Below are 23,280 nucleotides of genomic sequence, written 5' to 3' on the forward strand. Positions count from 1 at the left end.
ATGAGCATCACCCGCAGCATCCGCACGCCCATCATGCACCGGGCCGTCGAGGCCAACGGCTTCGTCTTCCTCGGCGGCACCATTGCCGACGACACCTCGGTCTCGATGGGTGACCAGACCCGCAACATCCTCGGCAAGATCGCCGGTTATCTGAAGGAAGCCGGCACCGACAAGAGCCGCGTCGTCAGCGCCTCGATCTTCGTCACGGATCTCTCCAAGAAGAAGGAGATGGACGCGGCCTGGACCGAATTCTTCGGTGACAATCTGCCGACCCGCGCCACGGTCGGCGTCGCCGATCTCGGCGGCGGCGCGCTGATCGAGGTGGTGGTTACCGCGCTCAAGGGCTGAACGCGATAGGCCGACGAGGGACGTCGGCGCTTCCCGCGCCGTCGTCCCTTCGATCCGCGCCTTGATCTCGCGCTTCGATGGGACTAGTTAAGGAGTCCCCCGATAAGGACCTTCGCAGCCATGGATTTTACCCCGACCGCAAAGCCCATCCGCCTTGCTCACGGGGAATTCCATGCCTGCTTCCATCATCCTGTCGAATCTGTCGCTGTCCACGCCTGACGGCCGCTCTCTCTTCTCCAACACCGATCTGACGTTCGGCGCCGAGCGGACCGGCCTCGTCGGCCGCAATGGCGTCGGGAAGACCACGCTGCTCGCGTCGATCTCCGGGGAGCAACTTTTCCAGGCGGGGCGCGTCGTCGTCAACGGAACCGTGGGGTTGCTGCGCCAGGATGTCCAGCTCCTTGCGGGTGCGACGGTGGCCGATCTGTTTGAGGCGCGAGGTCAGCTCGCGCTGCTTCGCCGGGCCGAGCGGGGAGAAGCCTCGGCCGACGACCTCGCCGAGGTCGATTGGACTCTCGAAGTACGCTTACAGGCTGCGCTTGCACGTCTCGGGTTTGATCTCGCTCCCGACACCGAGCTGTCACGCCTGTCCGGCGGCCAGATCACGCGGGTTCGCCTCGCCGCATTGGTCTTTGCCGAGCCGGACTTCCTGCTGCTGGACGAGCCCACCAACAATCTGGATAGCGACGGCCGCAAGGCGGTGATCGATCTCCTCGCCGCCTGGCGCGGTGGTGCGATCGTCGTCAGCCACGATCGGCGCCTGCTCGACACGATGGATGCGATTGTCGAGCTGACGTCGCTCGGAGCCACGCGATACGGCGGCAATTGGAGCCGTTACCGCGAACAGAAGGCCGTCGAGCTCGCCGCCGTCAGGCACGACCTCGCGCATGCCGAGAGGCGGCTATCCGAGATCGACGGCAAGGCGCAGGAGGCCGCGGAGAAGAAAGCGCGCAAGGACAGCGGCGGCAGGAAGAAGCGCGCCAAGGGCGACATGCCGCGCATCCTGGCGGGGGCGCGCAAGGATCGTAGCGAGGATACCGGCGGCAAGACCGCACAAATCGCCGAGCGGCTGCGCGCGGAAGCGCTTCAAGCCGTCGATACGGCACGCCGGCGCATCGAGATTCTTCAGCCACTCTCGGTCAAGCTGCCCGCGAGCGGCCTGCCGGCGGGCAGGGAGTTGCTCAGGCTCGACGGCGTCAGCGCCGGCTATCGGCCGGAGCAACCGGTCCTGCGCGATCTCTCATTCGCCGTCGTCGGTCCGGAGCGGATCGCGCTGGTCGGGCCCAACGGCTCCGGCAAGACGACGCTGCTGAAACTCATCGCCGGCGAGCTGCGTCCGCTCTCGGGCACCGTGCGGGTCAGGCCGGATTTCGCGCTGTTCGACCAGAAGGTCAGCCTGCTCGTTCCCTCGATCTCCGTCCTTCAGAATTTTGGGCGTCTCAATCCGAAGGCGGGAGCGAACGAATGCCATGCCGCGCTGGCGCGGTTCATGTTTCGCGCCGATGCCGCCTTGCAGGCAGCCGGAAGCCTGAGCGGCGGGCAAATGTTTCGCGCGGGCCTCGCTTGCGTGCTGGGCGGGTCGTCGCCGCCGTCGCTGCTGATCCTGGATGAGCCGACCAATCATCTCGACATCGAGTCTATCGAAGCGGTCGAAGCAGGCTTGAGGGCCTATGACGGCGCACTGCTCGTCGTCAGTCATGACGAAGCGTTCCTGCAGGCGATTGGGGTCACGCGGCGGCTCGACCTCGCCGCCAAGGTGCTGCGCACTCACGGCGGGATCGTCTGATCCCGCCCGGCAGTCCTGATATGGCAGTGATTTTCAAAAACCCGACGCCCTGCCCCCAGCGCGTCGGGTAGAAAAAATGAGTATCAATCCGTGATCCCAACGCAACTGTTGTGACGCGTCCCGCAGCAATTGACCACTCCGGGAAACTACCGCGTCGGAATCGCGCTGAGCCGGCTGGTTTGCAACCTACGATGCTGCACTCCCGCCCGGCTCCAGCGCTTCGCCGATCTCGAGCGGATGGGCCATGGTCTCGTGCAGCGCCTCGCGGTCGAGCTCGCCTTCGGAGATGCTGATGACGACGCAGGCGACGCCGTTGCCGATCAGATTGGTCAGCGCGCGGCATTCGCTCATGAACTTGTCGATGCCGACCAGGATCGCGATCGACTGGATCGGGATGTCAGGCACGATCGATAGTGTCGCGGCGAGCGTGATGAAGCCGGCGCCGGTCACGCCCGAGGCGCCCTTCGAGGTGATCATGGCGATGCCCAAAATGCCGAGCTCCTGCCAGATGGTCAGATGCGTGTTGGTCGCCTGCGCCAGAAACAGCGTTGCGAGCGTCATGTAGATGTTGGTGCCGTCGAGGTTGAAGCTGTAGCCGGTCGGAATCACGAGGCCGACCACGGAGCGCGAGGCGCCAAGATGCTCCATCTTCTGGATCATCTGCGGCAGCACCGTCTCGGAGGACGACGTGCCGAGCACGATCAGCAGCTCGTCCTTGATGTAGGCGATGAAGCGGAGGATCGAGAAGCCGGCGAGCCGCGCGATCGCCCCTAACACCACGAGCACGAACAGCATGCTGGTGAGATAGAACGTGCCGATCAGGGCGGCGAGATTGATCAGCGAGCCGAGGCCGTAGGCGCCGACCGTGAACGCCATCGCGCCGAAGGCGCCGATCGGGGCGACGCGCACGATGATGCGGATGATGCCGAAGAACATCTTCGCGGCCTTGTCGATCGCGTCCGCAATGGGCTCGCCGGCTTTGCCGAGGAAGGCGATGGCGAAGCCGGACAGGATCGAGATCAGCAGCACCTGCAAAAGGTCGCCGCGCGCGATCGCGCCCAAATAGCTGTCGGGGATGATCGCCATCAGATGGGCGACGATGCCTTCTTCCTTGGCTTTGGTGACGTAGGTGGCCACCGATTTCGGATCGATCGTGGCGGGATCGATATTGAAGCCGTGCCCGGGCTGCAGAATCTCGCCGACCAGGAGGCCGACCGCGAGCGCGACGGTCGAGACCGTCTCGAAATAGATCAGCGACTTCAGCCCGACCCGGCCGACGCGCTTGAGGTCGCCCATCGATGAGATGCCGTGCACGACGGTGCAGAAGATCACCGGCGCGATCATCATCTTGATCAGCGCGATGAAGCCGTCGCCGAGCGGCTTCAAGGCCTTGCCGAGGTCGGGGTAGAAATAGCCGATGAGTACGCCGAGTGCGATCGCGATCAGCACCTGCACGTAGAGGATCTTGTACCAGGGCTGTTGCCGGCGATGGATGGCTGGCTGGATCGCGACTTGTGTCATAGAGTGGCCCCGGAACGCATTGATTTTGCGTGATTTCGATCTTGCATGGCTTGCATCATGTGATGGTCGCCGCAGAAGCGACAATCACATTTTTGTCTGTTCGCACGAAAGATCGGTCGCTGCACCGCAACTGGGGGGAACATGTCGACTTCATCAGGCGCCGGCCGGCAACAGCAAGGCTATTTCCCGCGTTGGACGTTGAAGACCTCGGGCGTGATCATGCCGGAGGAGCGGCTGTCATGGGGCCAGACGATCGTCTCCGGTCTCCAGCATTGCGTCGCCATGTCCGGCTCGACGATCATCGCGCCGCTGCTGATGGGGTTCGATCCCAATGTCGCCGTCCTGTTCTCCGGCATCGGCACGCTGATCTTCTTCGTCATCGTCGCCGGGCGCGTGCCGAGCTATCTCGGCTCGAGCTTCGCGTTCATCGCCGTCGTCATCGCCGCCACGGGCTATGCCGGGCAGGGTTCGAACCCGAACTTGTCGGTTGCGCTCGGCGGCATCGTTGGCGCCGGGGTGCTCTATGGCGTGATCGCGCTGATCGTGATGTGGTCGGGGGTCGGCTGGGTCGAGCGGCTGCTGCCGCCGGCCGTCACCGGCGCCGTGGTCGCGGCGATCGGCCTCAACCTCGCGCCCGTGGCGGTCAAGGCGGTGAGCGCCGGCACGTTCGATACCTGGATCGGATTGGCGACGGTTCTGATCATCGGCGTGGTGGCCGTTGCGGCGCCAGGCCTGTGGCGCCGCCTGCCGATCATCCTCGGCGCGATCGGCGGATATCTCTTATACCTGCTGTTCGCCAACGGCCTCGGTTTCGGCAAGCCGATCGACTTCACTCAGCTTTCGGCCGCGCCGTGGCTCGGCATGCCGAGCTTCACCACGCCGACATTCCAGGCCGATGCGATCTTTCTGATCGCGCCGGTTGCGATCATTCTCGTCGCCGAGAACCTCGGTCACATCAAGGCCGTCGGCGCCATGACGGGCCGGAGTCTCGATGCCTATCTCGGCCGCGCCCTGTTCGCCGACAGCTTGGCTACCATCGTCGCGGCCTGCGGCGGCGGCACCGGCGTCACCACCTATGCCGAGAATATCGGCGTGATGGCGGCGACGAAGGTCTATTCGACATTGCTGTTCGCCTTCGCCGCCATCGTGTCGATCCTGCTCGGCTTCTCGCCGAAGTTCGGCGCGCTGATCCTGTCGATCCCGGGGCCTGTCATCGGCGGCCTCTCGATCGTGCTGTTCGGGTTGATTGCGGCGATGGCCGGCCGGATCTGGGTCGAGAACAAGGTCGACTTCGCCAATCCTGCAAACCTGATCACCGTCGCCGTGGCGCTGACCGCCGGAGCGGGCGACCTCACGCTCAAATTCGGCGCGTTCACGATCGGCGGGATCGGCACCGCAACTTTTGGCGCCATCATCCTCTACCAGATCCTGACCTCGCCGCTGGCGCGGCGCGCGGAATGAATCCCAGCGATGCACGAAAGGGGATGGAACAAAACGCGCCGTCCGTCGATGATGAGACATCCCGGAGAGAACCCATGCCGCAAACCGATCGCTCGACCTCCTTTCCCTCGCGCCTCGTTGGCCAATACGCCCTGGTGACTGGCGCCTCGCAAGGCATCGGTCGCGCCGTCGCCATCCGGCTCGCCCAGGAAGGCGCAACCGTCGCCATCAATTATTTCGAGCACGATGAGCGGGCGGAGGAGACGCTCGCGCTCGCGCGGGCCGCTTCGAGCGATCGCGGCCACGGCGCGCCCGATCATCGCATCGTCAAGGCCAATGTCGGCGACGGGCAAGAGATTGCTGCGATGTTCGAGGCGATCCTTTCGCGCTGGAAGCGTCTCGATTGTCTCGTCAACAACGCCGGCTTCCAAAAGGAGTCGCCGAGCGAGGCGCTCGACATCGAGACCTATCACCGGATCATCGACGTCAACCTGAACGGTGCCGTGCTCTGCGCCCAGAAGGCGCTCGCGCATTTCGTGGCGCGCGGGGGAGGGGGCTCCATCATCAACTGCTCCAGCGTGCACCAGATCATCCCGAAGCCCGGCTATCTCGCTTATTCGATCAGCAAGGGCGGCATGGCCAATCTGACGCGCACGCTGGCGCTGGAGTTCGCCGGCCGCGGCATTCGCGTCAACGCGGTCGGGCCTGGCGCGATCGACACGCCGATCAACGCGGCCTGGACCGGCGATCCCGAAAAGCGCGGCGTCGTCACCAGCCACATTCCGATGAGGCGTGTCGGCACGCCGGAGGAGATCGCCGCCGTGTTCGCTTTCCTCGCTTCCGATGATGCGAGCTACATCACGGGGCAGACCCTCTACGCCTGCGGAGGTCTGACGCTATTCCCCGAGTTTCGCGAGAACTGGGCGAGTTGACCTCAGTTTGGGGACTGTGAGGATGGCGGTCGGGCCGGGTAGGGGTCTGCGGCGCCGTGTGCTATCGACCGTGGACGACGCTGCCGCTATTGGCAAGCGTCGACACATGAAGGGCTCGTGACCACAACCATCAACATCAATGCTTACAGCGACGCGCTGGTGGTCCTCGGCACGGCCGGTGTCGTGGTGCCGATCGTCCGCCATTGGGGCATCAATCCCGTGCTGGGCTATCTCGGCGCCGGCGCCATGCTCGGTCCGCTCGGGCTCGGCTCGCTCGTTCGGGAACTGCCGTTCCTGTACTGGGTCACCGTAGCGGACGCGCAGAACGTCGAGGGTATCGCCAATCTCGGCATCGTATTCCTGCTGTTTCTGATCGGGCTCGAACTGTCTTTCAGGCGGCTCGTCACGATGCGACGCCTGGTGTTCGGGCTTGGCGGCCTGCAGGTGCTGGCGACGTCCGCCATGATTTTCGGCGTGACGCTTCTCTCCGGGCAGAGCTCGGATACGGCCGTCATCCTGGGCGCGAGCCTTGCGTTGTCCTCGACGGCGATCGTGCTCGAGCTTTTGTCCACCGAGAGACGACTTGCGACCACTGCCGGTCGCGCCAGCTTCTCGGTGCTGCTGGCCCAGGACCTCGCAGTCGTTCCCATTCTGGTTTTCGTCTCGGTGCTCGGCGCGGGGAGTGGCGGCTCCGTCCTGACGCACATCTCCAGTGCGATCCTGAAGGCCGCGCTGGCGGTCGCTGTCCTCACTCTGCTCGGACGGCTGCTGATGCGTCCGCTCTTCCAGATGGTTGCGGGCACCCATTCGACGGAGCTGTTTGTTGCCGCGACCTTGTTCGTCATCGTCGGCGCAGGGATTGCCGCGCACCAGGCAGGCCTGTCGATGGCGCTCGGAGCATTCGTTGCGGGACTGATGCTGGCGGAAACGGAGTATGGCAAGGCCATTGAGGCCACCGTCGAGCCGTTCAAGGGCCTGCTGCTGGGCATCTTCTTCTTCACCGTCGGCATGGCCATCGACTTCCGCGTGTTCATGCGCGAGCCTGGTTGGCTGCTGGCCGCGGTCATCGGCATTCTCGTCGGCAAGGCGATCGTGCTCATCCTCCTCGGCCGGCTCTTCAAGCTCTCCTGGGCGACGGCGATCGAGATCGGCTTCCTGCTGGGTCCCGTCGGTGAATTTGCGTTCGTCAGCATCGGGATGGCGGTGGCCGGCGGCTTGATCGAGCCGCGTGTGTCGAGCTTTGCCGTCGCCGTCACCGCCGTGACGATGGCCTTGACGCCGCTCTTGAGCATGCTCGGACGCCGACTGGCCGCGAAGCTGGGTCCTGAGCGCTCGCCCGATCCCGAACTGGCGGTTCGGCCGCCCGGCGATCAGGCGCAGGCCATCGTGGTCGGCTACGGCCGTGTTGGAAAAGTCGTCTGTTCGCTGCTCACCAGCCACGGCCTGAACTACATCGCGGTCGATCACGAGGCAGTCGCCGTGGCGCGCGACCGCCGCGACGGTCACAAGGTCTATTTTGGCGATGCGACAGAGCTCGGTTTCCTCGAGGCTTGCGGCCTGATGCAGACGACCGGTGTGATCATCACCATCCAGTCGCGGCCGGCGATCGATGCTGTCGTCGAGCGGATCCGGGCGGTGCGGCCGGATGTGCTGATCGTTTCACGTGCGCGGGACGCCGACCATGCCCGCCACCTCTATGCGATCGGCGCAACCGATGCGGTGCCGGAAACCATCGAGGCAAGCCTGCAGCTTTCCGAAGCGGCACTGGTCGGCCTCGGAGTTGCGGTCGGGAATGCGATAGCCTCGGTGCACGAGAAGCGGGATGAATTCCGACTGACGCTGCAGCAAGCCGCCCGCATTGCCGGACAAGAGAAAGTGCGCCCGCTCGATCTCACGGGGCGCCGGTCCCCGCGATAGCCGCCCATCCGGGTCGCTACGCGCTGCGGACTGCGATGATCTGGCAAAACCCGCCCGCGCAGACTACATCTGCGCCATGGCAAACGCTCCACTGGCAAGCTCCCCGCTCCAGGATTTCGTCGGCCGGCACGAAAAGCTGTTCGTGCTGACCGGCGCCGGCTGCAGCACCAATTCGGGCATTCCCGACTATCGCGACAGCAACGGCAACTGGAAGCGGACCCAGCCGGTCAACTTCCAATCCTTCATCTCGGACGAGCATACGCGGCGGCGCTATTGGGCGCGCAGCCTGATCGGCTGGCGGCGGTTCGGCCAGGCGCGGCCGAACGATGCGCATCGTGCACTGGCCCGGCTCGAGGCGAACGGCCGGTGCGAGATGCTGCTGACTCAGAACGTCGACCGGCTGCATCAGTCGGCCGGCCACCGCCAGGTGATCGACCTGCACGGCCGGCTCGACCTGGTTCGCTGCATGGGCTGCGGCCGCAAGACGCCGCGCGATGAGTTTCAGCACGCGCTTGGTCGCGCGAATGCGGCGTGGCTGACGCTCGATGCGGCCGATGCACCCGATGGCGACGCTGATCTGGAGCACGAGGATTTTTCGTCCTTCCAGGTGCCTCCTTGCGAAGCCTGCGGCGGCATCCTCAAGCCCGACGTCGTGTTCTTCGGCGAGAACGTGCCCCGCGACATCGTTGCCACCGCGCAGGATCATCTGGCGCAGGCCGACGCCATGCTCGTCGTCGGCTCGTCGCTGATGGTCTATTCCGGATTCCGCTTCGTACAGGCTGCCGCGCAGCGCAATATTCCGATTGCGGCGGTCAATCTCGGCCGCACCCGCGCCGACGATCTCCTGACGCTGAAGGTCGAGGAGCGCTGCGAGGCGGCGCTTGCATTCCTGCTCTGATCGCGCCAACGCCGAACACGTCTTGCCTATTGCATAGGTGCCAAGCAGAATGGCCGGGCGCGGCGTTGTCCTCGTCGTCCATGGCATGGAAATTGCTGCGCTTTCGACCCCAGTCTTGACGATCAGCGCGGAGAATTTGGAATGCTTGAGGGAGCCGAGGTGCGGCTTGCCGTCGATATCGGTGGTACGTTCACCGACATCGTGCTGGACGTGGGGCAGGATCGCAAGACGCGCAAGCTGCTGACGACGCCGCAGCGTCCCGAACAGGCCGTGCTGGACGGGATGCGTCTCATTCTCGCCGATGCGCGCGCCCATATCAGCGACATCGACGTCTTCATTCACGGCACCACGCTGGCGACCAACGCCATCATCGAGCGCCGCGGTGCCAAGACGGCCCTGATCGCGACCGAGGGCTTTCGCGACGTGCTCGATATCGGCACCGAAAGCCGCTACGATCAATATGATCTCGGAATCGACAAGCCGAGGCCGCTGGCGCCGCGCAGCCTGCGTTTCACCGTGCCCGAGCGCGTCGACGCCCACGGCGCCGTCCGTCTCCCGCTCGACGAAGCGTCGGTGCGTGCACTCGCGCCGAAATTGCGTGAGTTGAGTGTCCAGAGCGTCGCGATCGCCTTCCTGCACTCCTACGCCAACCCCGAGCACGAGCGCCGTGCGGCCGCGATCCTGGCCGAGGAGATGCCTGATATCTCCGTGACCGTGTCTTCGGCCGTTTGCCCGGAGATTCGCGAGTATGAACGCACATCGACAGCGGTCGCCAACGCCTATGTGCAACCCCTGATCGACGGCTATCTCGCCCGCATGGCCGACGCCTTGCAGGTCGAGCAGTTCCGCGGCGCCATTTATCTCGTCACGTCAGGTGGCGGCGTCACCTCGATCGAGACGGCACGGCGCTTTCCGGTGCGTCTCGTCGAATCCGGGCCTGCCGGCGGCGCAATCTTCGCGGCGCAGATCGCGGCACGGCTCGGCGAGAGCAAGGTGCTGTCCTTCGACATGGGCGGCACCACGGCAAAGATTTGCCTGATCGAAAAATATCAGCCCGAGACCTCGCGCGTGTTCGAGGTCGATCGCGCCGCGCGTTTCCTCAAAGGCTCCGGCCTGCCGGTGCGCATTCCCGTGATCGAGATGGTCGAGATCGGCGCCGGCGGCGGCTCGATCGCCCATGTCGACGCGATGAAGCGCGTCACCGTCGGGCCCGAGAGTGCGTCGTCCGAGCCGGGCCCGGCCTGCTATGGCCGCGGCGGCCAGCGTCCGGCCGTGACCGATGCTGACGTCGCGCTCGGCATGATCGATCCCGCTGCTTTCGCCGGTGGCACGATCAAGCTTGATCCGGAGCTTTCGAAAAAGGCTCTGCTGAGCAGCGTCGGCGAGCCGCTCGGCCTGTCGGCAGAGACCGCGGCCTATGCCGTGCACGAGGTCGTCTGCGAGAACATGGCAAGTGCGGCGCGTGTCCATGCGGTCGAGCGCGGCGAGATTGTCGGCCAGCACACGCTGATCGCCTTTGGCGGTGCCGCACCGCTGCATGCGGCGCGCGTTGCCGAGAAGATCGGCGTCTCCCGGGTGATCGTGCCCTCCAATGCCGGCGTCGGCTCGGCCGTCGGTTTCCTCGCGGCACCGATCGCCTATGAGCTGGTGCGCAGCCGCCATGTCCGGCTCGATGATTTCGACACTGAAGCTGTGTCGGATCTCCTGCAGGAGATGGTGACCGAGGCGCGTGCGCTGGTCGAGCCTGGCGCTGCCGGTGCGCCGGTGCGCGAGCGACGTGCCGCTTTCATGCGCTATGTCGGCCAGGGCCATGAGATCTCGGTCGAGCTGCCGAACCGGCGGCTGACGGGGGCCGATCTCGCCGGCCTGCGCCAGAAGTTCGAGGCGGACTATTCCGCGATGTTCGAGCGGTCGATTCCGGGCGCTGCCATCGAGGTGTTGAGCTGGTCGGTGCTTGCGACCACCGAGGCGCGCAATCCGTCCACCGTTGCCGCCGTCACGCGCAAGCCTGCCGGCAAGGCTATCGGCAGCCGCAAATTCTTCGACGGCCGCGCCGGCGAGGTGATCGAGATCCCGCTCTATCGCCGCGAGGACATGGCGCCGGGCGCGACCATCGCTGGCCCGGCCGTGATTGCGGAGGACGAGACCTCCACCTTCGTCTCCACCAGTTTTGACGCCCATATCGACGGTGCCGGCAGCATCGTCATGGAACGAAAGGCGGCCTGATCATGAGCAAGGCAAATGGCGCGAGCCTGATCGACCTTCAGATCATGTGGCACCGGCTGATCGCCGTGGTCGAGGAGCAGGCGCAGGTGCTGCTCCGCACCGCCTTCAGCCCGATCGTGCGCGAATGCGGCGACCTCTCGGCCGGCGTGTTCGACCTCAAGGGGCGGATGCTGGCGCAGGCGGTGACGGGCACGCCCGGTCACGTCAATTCCATGGCGGAATCGGTCAAGCACTTCATCAACCACTTCCCGATCGAGACGATGAAGGAGGGCGATGCCTACATCACCAACGATCCCTGGATGGGCACCGGTCATCTCAACGACTTCGTCGTCACCACGCCCTGCTTCAAGGATGGCAAGCCGGTCGCGCTGTTCTCCTGCACCAGCCACCTGATGGACATCGGCGGCATCGGCTTCGGCCCCGACGCCACCGACGTGTTCATGGAGGGGCTCTACATCCCCATGCTGAAGCTGATCGACCAGGGCGTCGTCAACGAGACGCTGATGGCGATGATCCGCACCAACACGCGGCTGCCGATCGATACCGAGGGCGACACCTATTCGCTGGCCGGCTGCAACGACGTCGGCTGCGAGCGCCTGGTCGAGATGATGACCGAGTTCGGTATCGATACGCTCGACGAACTCGGCGACTACATCTGCGATCGCTCCCGCGAGGCCGTACTCGCCGAGATCGCCAAGCTGCCGAAGGGCAGCTGGCGCAACACCATGGTGGTCGACGGCTATGATGCCCCGGTGACGCTGGCGGCGACGCTGACGATCTCGGATGCGGGCATCCATGTCGATTTCGACGGCACCTCCGCAGCCTCGAAGTTCGGCATCAACGTGCCCTTGTCCTACACCACCGCCTACACCGTGTTCGGGCTCGGCTGCGTCGTGGCGTCGCAGATCCCGAACAATGCCGGCTCGCTGTCGCCGCTGACGGTATCGGCGCCCGCAGGCGCGATCCTCAATGCGCCCAAGCCCGCGCCGGTCGCCTCGCGCCACATCATCGGCCAGATGCTGCCCGACGTGGTGTTCGGCTGCCTGCGCCAGATCATTCCCGAGCGTGTGCCCGCGGAAGGCACCTCCTGCCTGTGGAATCTCAACGTCCGCGGCCAGACCCGCTCCGGCGTCGGCGGCAATTACGGATTCTCGATGGCGGTGACCTCCAATGGCGGCACCGGTGCGCGCTTCGGCAAGGATGGGCTGTCGGCCACCGCCTATCCCAGCGGCGTGCGCGGCACGCCGGTCGAGATCGCGGAGACGCAGACGCCGCTGATCTTCTGGCGCAAGGAGCTGCGTCCGGATTCCGGCGGGGCAGGGCGCACCCGCGGCGGCCTCGGCCAGATCATCGAGGTCGGCAGCGGCGTCGATGCGCCCTTCGACATCCTGGCGGCATTCGACCGCATCGATCATCCGCCGCGGGGACGCGATGGTGGCAAGAACGGCGAGGCCGGCTATGTCGGCCTCAAGTCCGGAAAAAAGCTGCGTGGAAAAGGATTTCAGCAGGTGCCGCCGGACGACCGGCTGGTGGTGCTGACGCCCGGCGGCGCCGGCATCGGTGCTCCCACGACGCGCGATCGCGCGGCGGTCAGGGACGACATCGAAAGCGGCCTCGTGTCCGCCGCCAATGCTGCTGCAGTTTATGGGTACGCGCGCTGAAGTCAGTGCGCTTGTAAATGGAGGGGGAGCAATGATCACGCGACGGAACTTCACCGCGGGCGCAGCGACGCTGCTCGCCGCCGGCCACATCTCGACCCGCGCGCGGGCGGCAACGACGAGCTGGGACATGTCGACGGTCTGGCCCGACGGCAATTTCCACACTCAGAATGCGATGGCCTTCGCCGAGGAGGTGAAGAAGCAGACCGGCGGCTCGGTCGCGATCACCGTGAAGGCCGGCGGCCAGCTCGGCTTCAAGGGCCCGGAGCATTTGCGCGCCGTGCGCGACGGCCTGGTGCCGCTCGCCGACGTCCTCAACATCCAGCAGGTCGGCGACGAGCCCTTCATGGGCGTCGAGAGCATCCCCTTCCTCTGCGGCTCGGTGGACGAGTTGAAGGTGCTGCACAAATATGTGCGGCCGGAGTACGAGAAGATCGCGGCGCGCAACAACCAGAAGATCCTCTACATCGTGCCGTGGCCGACGCAGTATCTGCACCTCAAGGCAAAGGTCGCCGACGTAGAGGGTCTGAAGAACATCAAGATCCGCGTGCCCGACAAGAATGCGGTCGATATGCTGAATGCGATCGGCATGGCCGCCGTGATGATCCCCTGGGGCGAAACGATTCCCGCGCTCGCCTCCGGCGCGGTGGCCGGCGTCTCCACCTCATCGGTGTCGGGCGTCGACGGCAAGTTCTGGGAATTCCTGAAATATGTCTACCCGACCAACCATGTCTGGTCGTCGCAGATGCTCACCGTCAATCTGGATTCCTGGAAGGCGCTCGGCGCCGATCAGCAGAAGCTCGTGGCGGATATCGCCGCTAAGATGGAGCCGGGCTTCTGGGCGAACTCGCTCAAGGCCGATGTCGACAGCCTCAACCGCCTCAAGGAGGGCGGCATGGAGGTGGTGCCGGTCTCGGACGCGATGATGACGGATATCCGGGCCAAGACCGCACCGCAGCTGGATGCCTTCCTCAAGCGCGTGCCGGCGGCCGACAAGCCGGTGCGGGCCTATCTCGCCGACATGAAGCGCGGCTGAGGGCGGGATCGTGGTGAGCGTTTCGCCCGAAGCACCGCAAAGCCTCAATGCAGCGGCACCAGTGCCGCTGCGCATCCTGCTCGATGGCATCGATCGGCTCGGCCGTCTCGACGGCTGGATCGGCGGCGGTTGTCTGTTGACGCTGACGCTGCTGATGCTGTGCGAGGTCGCAACGCGCTTCCTCTCGAATTTCCTGTCGTTCTTCCCGCCGACGATCTCGATTGCCTGGGAGTACTCGTCTTATCTGATGGCGGCCTCCTTCACCTTCGGCGCCGCCATGACCCTGCGTGTCGGCGGCCACATCCGCGTCGTGCTGCTGCTCAAGAATGCACCAGTGCCGGTGCAGCGCGCGCTCGAGATTCTCTCGGCGGCCGCCGGCTTCGCCTTCATGGCGTTCCTGACCTCGGCCATGGCGAAGTTCGCCTTTGCCGCGTACACGCGCGGCCAGGTCTCGACCTCCAGCGATACGCCGCTGTGGTTTCCGGAAGCCGTCGTCACCTTCGGCATGCTGCTGCTCACGCTGCAATTCCTGGCACGCGCGATCCAGGCCGTGCTCGGCCTGCCGCTGGAGGATCATCGCATGAAGGCCTCGCCCGTCGAATGACAGCTCTGCTCGCTCCCGGATTCAAGATCGCATGACCATCGAAGTTGTCGCCCTGTTCGCGATCCTGTTTGCGCTGCTGGCCTGCGGCGTGTGGATTGGCCTCACTCTCGCGCTCACCGCGACGCTTCTGCTCGCGATGTTCCGCTCGATCCCGCTCGACAAGCTGTTGCCGCAATATGCCTGGAACATCCTGACTACGCAGGAGCTGCTGGCGCTGCCGCTCTTCATCCTGATGGGGGAGCTGCTGTTTCGCACCCGTCTGTCGCGCTCGCTGTTTCAGGGGCTGGCGCCCTGGGCGGGGTTGCTGCCCGGTCGATTGCTGCATGTCAACGTGATCGGCTGCACCATCTTCGCGGCGATCTCCGGCTCGTCGGCCGCGACCACGCAGGTGATCGGCCGCATGTCGCTCAACGAGCTGCTGCGCCGCGGCTATTCGCGCGACATCGCGATCGGCTCGCTCGCGGGCGCCGGCACGCTCGGCTTCCTGATCCCGCCGTCCAACATCATGATCATCTACGGCGTGCTCGGCGACGTCTCGATCCTGAAACTGTTCACCGCCGGCGTGCTGCCCGGCCTGCTGCTCGCTGCAACCTTCATGGGCTGGGTGATGCTGCATACGAGCCTCAAGCCCGCGATGGTGCCGGAGACGGAAGCGAAGCTTTCGCAGGTGCCCTGGAGCGAGCGCTTCGCCGCGCTGAAGGACCTCGCGCCGGCGCTGTTCCTGATCGCCTGCGTGCTCGGCTCGATGTATGGCGGGCTCGCGACGCCGTCGGAAGCCGCCGCCGTCGGCGTGCTCGGCGCAGCGCTGGTGGCATGGGCGCAGGGCTCGATGTCGCAGCAGGTGATGCGCGACGTGCTGATCGGCTCGGTCGTGACCTGCTCGATGATCGCGCTGATCGTGCTCGGCGCCTCGATCCTCGGCAATGCCGCGGCCTTCCTCGGCATCCCTCAAGCCGTCGCCGCCTTCGTCAAGGGGCTCGGCCTGTCGCCCTTCATGCTGATCGTGGTGTTGATCGTCTTCTACCTGATCCTTGGCTGCTTCCTCGACGGCTTCTCGATGATCGTGATGACTTTGCCGATCGTGCTGCCCATCGTGAAGGGGGCGGGATTCGACGAGATCTGGTTCGGCATCTTCCTCGTGCTCGCGGTCGAGATGGCGCAGATCACGCCGCCCGTCGGCTTCAACCTGTTCGTCATCCAGGGGCTCACCGAGGACGGCCTCGGCTACATCGCGCGTGTCACGTTGCCGTACCTGATGATCATGATCGGCTTCGTGCTGCTGCTGACGCTGTGGCCGGGCATCGTCACGGTGCTGCCGCGGGTGCTGTACGGGTAGATCGCTCAATGGCGGATGCAGCCGTCAGCCCGAGACCGTCTGCTCTATGGCTTGACCTGCGGATGGTTTGCCTGTGCCTCCTTGAGCGCGGTGTCGAGGTCATCACCCCGGAGCTGATGCAGGATCAACCGTTGCACGCAATCGCCTGGGCCGAACCCCATGACCTTTGATTTCTGCAAAAAGTTCTCGTCGGGTACGCAGTGTGCTGCGCGGCCCGTCAGGAAGAATATCTCGGACGCCGACATTTTCGATAGGCGCCAGCCGAGAGGCAGCGGTATCACGTAGTCGCCGAAATCGACTCGTTGCACCCGACTGATTCGTCCCCGCACGTCCGTGGCATCACGTTTGATGACGCCGAGATCCCGCGTCGCCAGATCGACGGTCGAATAGGTTCGTGCCGTTCGGCTGTTGAACAGTGCGACCACCGGAGATACAGCCTCGCTGAACGCGCTGGAGCTGCCCTTGCTGTACTCGCCCGATGTCAGAACGATGAGATGGAAGCGGGCCTGTTTGCAGCATGTGTCCGCCCGACGCTGAAGACGATTGATGATCTCGACCGCGGTGGTTACGCCGGAATTCTCGAAATATCCGCCGTCGACGACATGAAATCTCGTGATGTCGCTCTTGGCTGGTGGAGTTGCCGTCGACCCGCTGTCCCAAAACCAGGCCGCCGGCGTCAGCCAGGGAAAGCGCGCACTGGCGACTGCCGCAACGCTCAGCGGAATGTCATAGTCCTCGCTCAGGGGCAATAATTGCGCGTCAGTCCGAAAGTCCTTGTCGAAGCCGAACGGCGCGATGACGCGGCGCCGTCCGGACGCGACTTCGGTCGTGTTGAAGAAGAGAGCCGGTTTGAGGCCCGCTGGATTCCAGGACGCCAGCACCCCGCTCTTCAGAGCATCCCGGCCGGTGCCGCCGAAGTTTCGGGTTGCGACATCCGCCCACGCGGCCTCGATCGATCCTTCGAGGGCGCGGGCCCGTGACAAGGCTGGATTGGCCGGCCAGAAGAAACGTTGTGCGAAATCGGGAAAGAGGGCCGAAGCGACCAGCGGCGACAGGAAGTCGTAATCGTTGCGCACGAGCTCAAATGCGGATTGCTGCGCCTCGCGCATTTCCGGGCTGCGGGGACCGCTGCTCCCGATTTCCGCAATGCTGCGGCACTGTAGCGTCGTCGGCTTGAACTCCTCGGTCATCGCGGCATAGAACGCGGCACCGACGCTGCCTCCGGACACGCCGCTGATCGCGAACAGATGCTGGGCGAACCGCTCGCAGGTCGTGTGCAGCTTGGTCAGGAATTGCACGGCCTGCGCGGCCGCGTAGATGCCGCCGCCCTGCGCGGCGACGATGTAGACCGGATAGCCTTGTTCCCCACTGAACTCGGGGTTCTTCTTGTCGGGCCGCAGGTCAAACCATTTCTCGAATTCGCCTTCGACGTCGCCCGAAGGACGAGCCGTAGGCGTGGCGGAGGAACTGACCTTCCTGCCGCTCTTGTCGATGCGGCGCAGCTCGTGATCGTCGTTGATGTCGGTCCACGCCAGGAGGGCCGCCACGGCGAGCAGTGTCGGAATAATGGGAAAGTCGAGACGCCGGGACCATATGCTCAAGCCCGTAGCATTCAGCGTAAGACAGCCAATGAAGATCGCAAATATGGAGATCGACCCCAAGGTTTGACCGATAGGCACTGGAAATGCAGCGATCAGGACGATCGCGACGAGAGACAATATGAGCGAGGCGGCGAAGGTCCGATATGCGATATGTCGGAGCCTCACCTTTTGAGGTGCAGCGAGCCGGCGGCTGAGGCGCACGACAAAAACGCTCCTCAGAAAGAACAGCAGGGTGACGGCGCCTAGAATCCATAGCCCCAATCGGAAGTACCAGTCGCCCCGCTTGGCCCAGTCAAAGAGCTTCTTCAGCTGATCGGCGAAGTCGTGATCCCCGAATGCATTGATCTGATCGATTGATGTCGTTTCGACTCTAAGATTGATTGCGTCTGCGCCGGCCGCAAAGCCCGCGATGGCGGCAACGAGTGGAAGTGTCCCGAACAAGATTGGCAGGAATGGAACAATATAGCGGGCAGAGGCCGTGCGGTACAGGCTTGGCCGGTTTCGATCGACCAGGAGCACCATGGTGCTGAATGTCAGGCACGCGGCCATGCCGAGCAGAAATACGATGGGCAAGACTGCGTCGGCGACGGCGGCACACCGCGTGACGCCGATCTGCTCGGCAAGATTCTCGACGACCAAGCGATAATAGTCGCGCGTCTGATCCGGCAGGAACAGAACGAGCGATGCAAATCCGCTCAGGCAGGCGGGGATGAGCAGGACCCTGAGGCAGACGAACACATCCCGCAGGCCATAGGGAATATACCGCAGCGGGGCCACGGCGTTCAGAAGGGCTCGCAGCATCGTCGCTGCGCGGGTGAGACTCGGCACCGTGTGTCTCCGCTCGCGGACCGGGGTTGGTAACGCTTAGCGAGCGGCGGCTACGGGGGCAGCGAGCAAGGACCGGCCGTTCTGGAATCGCACCACGAAGGGAGTGGATTTCTTTGCCACTGTGCTCTTCGTCAAATCCGCCGACGACACCGTGGCGCATGCGCTCTGGTTCAGCGGGCTGCATCCGTTGCTTGCCGGCACGGAATCCGGGGATCGGAAGAGATCGAAATGAGTTAGCGCGAGTTGGTTCGCCGTGCCCGGATAGACGACAAGGAACGGTGGCTCGGGGAGGGCAGGATTCTCTTGCGCGAATACTTCTTTCGGAATGCGGGCGCAGTCCCTCATGTCCCTCGGCGGATCGCAGGCGGCCCGCGCCTCGCCGACGGAAAACAGCGCAGCGCCAACCGCTGCGCAAGACCAGATGTGAATGATACCCCGCTTCATGGTGAAAATCCTCTGGTTGCAATGAATATATGGCGCAGCGAGTCTCTGGAGACTTCGCCGCCAGCAATTTGGCCGATAATCTTCGGCTGCGAGCATCCTATCGCGCGATTTGCGTTTCGCGCAACTCTTGCGTGCAGAATCTTGACGTGGGCTCCTGCTTCCCCACAGAACCCTCAGCCTTTCCGGAAGGCGGCCGCGCGCCCGGCAAAACGACGTCCACGGCGCCGAGTGTCTCAGGGCCGCCCGCCCCGCCTACCATCCGTTGTGTTGCCCGACGGCCAAAACACGCCAGCGCTGGGTCGAGAGCTCCCTGCAAAAATATTCGAATTTACAGAACTTCGGTTTTGCCGTACAAGCCGAAGCATCCCGCTCGCCACAAGGGGTGTTTCGCGATCGTCACGAAGCGCGGGCCGGGATGCGGTGGCCGCGACGGCGTCGGCGCGCAATGTTGGTTGCAGGGCGGAGATCCCGTGAGCAGCGGCAGGCGCGATACGACACGGCGCTGACAGCATCTTCGAATGGCCTCGACGGCGAGCGCACGCCAGCCGTGGAGAACCCAGCGAGGATGTGCGCGGACGGAGAAGTCGTGTGGTCCTGACGCCCGGGGTCTGTGCGTCAAGTCCTGCGGAGATGTGGCGGCCAACCGGCGCGCGCATCACACATCCGCAAGGCGACGGGGGCAATAGTGCATCGCTCCCCGGGGAGAGCACGAAGGACACCGTGAAAACCATCGCGCAGGGAAGGCCGGGCGACCGGCATCACCTGTCGTCCACCCCGTGCGCGTTCTCTCGCACACGCGGGACTTCGGGTGCCAGCCGGCGCCCGGCCTTCCCTGCGCCCTTGCTTTCGAAGAGGGCGGAAGAAGCCAGCAAAGCTCGGGCGAAACAAGCCGCGAGAACGCGAAGGTATGTGCAGATGAAACGACGTCGTAGGATGGGTAGAGCCCTTGCGAAACCCATCATGTTTCAACGTGGAACAAGCGTTGATGGGTTTCGCTTCGCTCTACCCAGCCTACGGACCATCGCCAAACAACGGTCTCGTGCCCCGGACGCAGCGCAGCGCCGCCGGCGATGCGAAGCATCGACGGTTGCGGTGCGATGCAGAGCCGGGGCCCATGCATCAGCGAAGTGTGTAGCCTTCTGGGTCCCGGCTCTGCGCAATAGCGTTCGACACGAGAGAGGCGCGCCAAACGTCGTCCCGGCTTGTCGACCGGGACGTCTTGCGCGAGCAAGAGCGAAGGGGTGTTCGGCCCAGCCTACGCCGCCGCCTTCTTGCGCGCGAGCTCGGCCTTGTACAGCTCGAACTCTTCCGCAACCGCCTTCGCAACCGACGGCCGCTGGCGCAGACGCTCGTAATAGGCCTTCACGTTCGGCCATTTCGCGAGCTCGATCGGCGGCGTCGCCATGGTCCAGTTGATGACCGTGACCAGATAGGCGTCGGCGACGCTGAAATGGTCGAGCAGGTAGTCGCGCCCCTTCAAGTAGTTGTCGAGATAGTCGAGCCGCGACAGGTTCTTCTCGAGGGCATAGGCCTTGGTCTCCTGCGGCGCCTTGCGGTCGAGCAGCGGGATGAAGAGGCCCTTATGAAGCTCGGTGCCGATGAAGCAGAGCCATTGATGCAGGCGCGTGCGATCGATGCCTGCCGCGGCGCCCAGCCCGGATTGCGGGAAGCGGTCGGCAACATATTGCAGGATCGCCGCGTTCTCGGTCAGAACCACGCCCTCGTCGGTGCGCAGCGTCGGCACCAGGCCGATCGGATTGACGGCGCGGAAGTCGGAGCCATCGCTCAGCACGGTCTTGGTCGGCGGGTCGACCTCGAGATAGTTCGCCTCGGCACCGGCTTCATACAGCGCGACGCGGGTTGCCATCGAACAGGCGAGCGGCGAGAAATAGAGATCCATCTGTAGCCTCCTTGGGCAATTCTTTAGGTTTCGCTCAACCTGGCCAGATTGATTTTTGTACCATCTTGCATAATATGGGATCGGTCAAGGATTAATTTGCGAAATGGTACAAAAATCGAAGCCGCCAGCTGCTGCCAGTGAACCCGAGCGCCGCGGCCAACCTAAGCGCCGCGGCCGTCCGCGCGCCTACGAGCCCGACGTTGCACTCGGCAAGGCGCTCGACCTGTTCCGCAGGCAGGGTTTTGCCGCGACCTCGCTCGATGATTTGAGCGAAGCGACCGGAATGAACCGCCCGAGTCTCTACGGCGCCTTCGGCGACAAGCGGGAGCTCTACATCAAGAGCTATCAGCGCTACCGCGAGGACGCGCGGGCTTCCATGGCCGCGATCTTCCGCGAGGAGATGCCGGTGCGCCAGCGGCTGGAACGCATCTTCGCCTCCGCGCTGAACATCTATCTCTCGGGCGAGACCGGTCCGCGCGGCTGCTTTACGGTGGTGACCGCGGCGTCAGAAGCCGTTGGCGATCCCGAGATTCGCGCCATGGTGCTCGACGGTCTCACCGAGCTCGACAAGGCTTTTGCAAACTGCTTCCGCCGCGCCAAGGAGAACGGCGAGCTGCCGGAGAGCGCCGATCCGGTCGTGCTGGCACAGGTCGCATCAGCCACAGTCCACACCATCGCCATCCGCTCGCGCGCGCGCGTGTCGCGCAAGGAGCTGGAGGCGATCGTGAAGGGCGCGATCGATGTGATGGTGGGGGCCAAGCCCTAGCTGTCGTCCCCGCCTTCGCGGAGACGAGCCGGGATGTGGCGCGATCCCGTCGAGCTACGCCGCGCGAATCTGCGCGAGGAAGCGATCCACCTCGTCCCGCAGTCGCTGCGACTGCTTCGACAGCTCGATCGCCGAACCCAGCACTTCCTCCGCCGCCGTGCCCGTTGCGGCGATGCCGGCAGTGACACCGGAGATGTTCTGCGAGACCTCGCCGGTGCGGGCGGCCGCCTGCTGGACGTTCTGTGCGATCTCCTGCGTCGCCGTGCCCTGCTGGCCGACGGCTGCGGCGATCGCGGCGGAGATTTCGTCGACCTGCTGGATCGTCGCGCAGATCGACTGGATGCCGTCCACAGCGCCTGATGTCTCGCCCTGCACGGCGTTGACCTGCGCCCCGATCTCCTCGGTCGCCTTCGCCGTCTGCGTCGCCAGTGCCTTGACCTCGGAGGCGACCACGGCAAAGCCGCGGCCGGCTTCGCCCGCGCGCGCCGCTTCGATCGTCGCGTTCAGCGCCAGCAAATTGGTCTGGCCCGCGATGCCGTTGATGAAGGAGACGACGTCACCGATCTTCTGCGCCGCGTCCGCCAGGCTCTGCACGCGCTCGTTCGAGCGCCGTCCGTCGCTCGCGGCCTTGCCCACCACTTCGGTCGCGTGGGCGAGGCGCCGGCTGATCTCGGTCATCGACGAGGACAGTTCTTCCGCCGCCGCCGCGACGGTCTGCACATTCTCCGAGGCCAGTGTCGAGGCCGACGACACCGCGCGCGTCTGCTGTCGGGACTGCTCGACGATGGCCGACATCGAGCGCGCCGTATGCTCCATCTCGACCGCAGCCGCGGACACCGTGGTGACGACGTCGCGGATGCTGGCCTCGAAATTGTCGGCAAGCGCGGCGAAGGCGCGCCGCTTCTCCGCTTCGGACTGCGCCTTGGCTTCCAGCTGCTCGGCCTGAAGCTTGCCAAAGTTGACGGCGTTGTCGCGGAACACCGCGACCGCCTTCACCATCGCCCCGACTTCGTCATTCGCCTTGCTGGCGGGGATGGTGACGTCGGTCCGGCCGTCTGCGAGCTCGCGCATGACGGACGTGATGGAGAGGATCGGACGCGAGATGCTGCGGGCGATGAGATAGCCGACGATGGCGGCAAGTACGAGCCCGATCGCGGCGATCGCGATCGCGAGCATCCAGGCACGGTCGGCCGAGGCCTCGTAATCGGCATTGTCCATCACCAGCTCGACGGCGCCGAGCGGCTTTCCGGAAAAATCCTTGATCGGTCCGAGCAGCGCTGCCACCGGCGTGTTGTCGAGCTTGGCCCGCTTCACCGTGAAGCTGCCTGTGGTAGCGCGGCCGTAATCGGCCGCGTCGAAGAAGCTCTTGCCCTTCAGCGTGCCGCCGAACAGCTTGAAGCCCGAGCCGTCGGCGAGGTGGAAGGCGACGTCGACATGGCGGTTGGTCTTGAAATCGTCGAGGAAGGACTGGCCGAAGGTCAGGCCGAATTCGACCGAGCCGAGGTGCTTGCCGGCTTGCGCGATCGGCACCACGCCGCGGATGCCGAGCCCGGCGACGCCGCCTTCGAGGCCGACCACGACCTTGCGATCCTGGTTGGCGACGACGACGGTCTTGCGGAATCCGCTGAGGTCGTCGCCGAACTTGGCGGGCTGGTGCACGCGCAGGAACGAGGTCGCCGGCGCCACATGGAACTGGAACTGCTCGACACCGTATTCCGATTTGGTCGCGGCAAAGACCGGCCCGAACAGGGCTATCAGGGCGTTGCGGTCCTGCTTGGCCATCGCATCCTGCGTCGCCGGCATCGCGGCCACGACCGTGCTCATGGCGGCGGCCCGGTGCGATTCCTCGGCGATGCGCGACTGAAGGGCATCATAATGGCTCTGCAGCTCGCGCTGGTCGGCGCGGTCGATGATCCCCGCGATGATCCACATCGCCCCGAGCACCGCAAACAGGGCGGTTGCCGCCGCCGTCACCGCGAGGGCAACCGTGATCCGCATCCTGAGGCCGAGGCTCGCGCGCATGTTCGACTCGTTGTTTG

Annotated in this window: 17 protein-coding genes; 12 read left to right on the top strand and 5 right to left on the bottom strand. The window is 64.9% G+C overall.

Annotation, left to right across the window (positions count from 1 at the left end):
• Positions 1–348 carry a RidA family protein gene (locus tag RAD10_RS07090; protein WP_025034068.1) on the top strand — a complete coding sequence of 116 codons (348 nt, stop codon included), beginning with the start codon at positions 1–3 and terminating at the stop codon, positions 346–348.
• Positions 349–520: 172 nt separating this feature from the next.
• Complete coding sequence (locus RAD10_RS07095) at positions 521–2,134, top strand: ABC-F family ATP-binding cassette domain-containing protein (RefSeq protein WP_461616860.1); 1,614 nt, start codon at positions 521–523, stop codon at positions 2,132–2,134.
• A gap of 186 nt (positions 2,135–2,320) precedes the next feature.
• Here the strand turns inward: RAD10_RS07095 and RAD10_RS07100 are convergent, their stop codons facing one another.
• On the bottom strand, positions 2,321–3,655 hold the full coding sequence (locus tag RAD10_RS07100; protein WP_461616861.1) for a dicarboxylate/amino acid:cation symporter: 1,335 nt from the start codon (positions 3,653–3,655) through the stop codon (positions 2,321–2,323).
• Positions 3,656–3,796: 141 nt separating this feature from the next.
• Between RAD10_RS07100 and RAD10_RS07105 the strand changes: the two genes are divergently transcribed.
• The 9 genes from RAD10_RS07105 (at position 3,797) to RAD10_RS07145 (ending at position 15,702) form a co-directional block, all read left to right on the top strand.
• Entirely contained in the window at positions 3,797–5,116 is a 1,320-nt protein-coding gene (locus RAD10_RS07105) for a solute carrier family 23 protein (RefSeq protein WP_461616862.1), read from the top strand.
• Between the two features lie 74 nt (positions 5,117–5,190).
• Positions 5,191–6,027, top strand: coding sequence for an SDR family oxidoreductase (locus tag RAD10_RS07110; protein ID WP_461616863.1), 837 nt, complete (start codon positions 5,191–5,193; stop codon positions 6,025–6,027).
• A 117-nt stretch (positions 6,028–6,144) separates the two neighbouring features.
• Positions 6,145–7,944 (top strand): cation:proton antiporter domain-containing protein, encoded by a 1,800-nt coding sequence (locus tag RAD10_RS07115; RefSeq protein WP_461616864.1) that lies wholly within the window; start codon positions 6,145–6,147, stop codon positions 7,942–7,944.
• A 76-nt stretch (positions 7,945–8,020) separates the two neighbouring features.
• Complete coding sequence (locus RAD10_RS07120) at positions 8,021–8,842, top strand: NAD-dependent protein deacetylase (RefSeq protein ID WP_461616865.1); 822 nt, start codon at positions 8,021–8,023, stop codon at positions 8,840–8,842.
• Between the two features lie 141 nt (positions 8,843–8,983).
• Positions 8,984–11,068: a hydantoinase/oxoprolinase family protein gene (locus RAD10_RS07125; RefSeq protein ID WP_461616866.1), complete on the top strand. Its 2,085-nt coding sequence runs from the start codon at positions 8,984–8,986 to the stop codon at positions 11,066–11,068.
• Positions 11,069–11,070: 2 nt separating this feature from the next.
• The gene (locus RAD10_RS07130; protein ID WP_461616867.1) at positions 11,071–12,729 is read left to right on the top strand and encodes a hydantoinase B/oxoprolinase family protein; all 1,659 of its coding nucleotides are present in this window, start codon (positions 11,071–11,073) and stop codon (positions 12,727–12,729) included.
• Positions 12,730–12,760: 31 nt separating this feature from the next.
• A complete protein-coding gene (locus RAD10_RS07135; protein ID WP_461616868.1) occupies positions 12,761–13,762 on the top strand; it encodes a TRAP transporter substrate-binding protein in 1,002 nt (333 codons plus the stop codon).
• 10 nt (positions 13,763–13,772) lie between these two features.
• The gene (locus RAD10_RS07140; RefSeq protein WP_461616869.1) at positions 13,773–14,366 is read left to right on the top strand and encodes a TRAP transporter small permease subunit; all 594 of its coding nucleotides are present in this window, start codon (positions 13,773–13,775) and stop codon (positions 14,364–14,366) included.
• Positions 14,367–14,397: 31 nt separating this feature from the next.
• Positions 14,398–15,702, top strand: coding sequence for a TRAP transporter large permease (locus RAD10_RS07145; protein WP_461616870.1), 1,305 nt, complete (start codon positions 14,398–14,400; stop codon positions 15,700–15,702).
• Between the two features lie 44 nt (positions 15,703–15,746).
• Here the strand turns inward: RAD10_RS07145 and RAD10_RS07150 are convergent, their stop codons facing one another.
• The 3 genes from RAD10_RS07150 to RAD10_RS07160 all read right to left on the bottom strand — a co-directional run bounded on the left by RAD10_RS07150 (position 15,747) and on the right by RAD10_RS07160 (position 20,475).
• Entirely contained in the window at positions 15,747–18,131 is a 2,385-nt protein-coding gene (locus tag RAD10_RS07150; protein ID WP_461616871.1) for a patatin-like phospholipase family protein, read from the bottom strand.
• Positions 18,132–18,167: 36 nt separating this feature from the next.
• A complete protein-coding gene (locus tag RAD10_RS07155) occupies positions 18,168–18,575 on the bottom strand; it encodes a hypothetical protein (protein WP_461616872.1) in 408 nt (135 codons plus the stop codon).
• 1,255 nt (positions 18,576–19,830) lie between these two features.
• The gene (locus RAD10_RS07160) at positions 19,831–20,475 is read right to left on the bottom strand and encodes a glutathione binding-like protein (RefSeq protein ID WP_461616873.1); all 645 of its coding nucleotides are present in this window, start codon (positions 20,473–20,475) and stop codon (positions 19,831–19,833) included.
• A gap of 103 nt (positions 20,476–20,578) precedes the next feature.
• Here RAD10_RS07160 and RAD10_RS07165 point away from each other — a divergent pair, with 103 nt between their 5' ends.
• A complete protein-coding gene (locus RAD10_RS07165; protein ID WP_461616874.1) occupies positions 20,579–21,241 on the top strand; it encodes a TetR/AcrR family transcriptional regulator in 663 nt (220 codons plus the stop codon).
• Positions 21,242–21,295: 54 nt separating this feature from the next.
• Here RAD10_RS07165 and RAD10_RS07170 read toward each other — a convergent pair whose 3' ends face one another.
• Positions 21,296–23,263 carry a methyl-accepting chemotaxis protein gene (locus tag RAD10_RS07170; RefSeq protein WP_461616875.1) on the bottom strand — a complete coding sequence of 656 codons (1,968 nt, stop codon included), beginning with the start codon at positions 23,261–23,263 and terminating at the stop codon, positions 21,296–21,298.
• Between the last annotated feature and the right edge of the window lie 17 nt (positions 23,264–23,280).

This window comes from Bradyrhizobium sp. 23AC, from assembly GCF_054863025.1.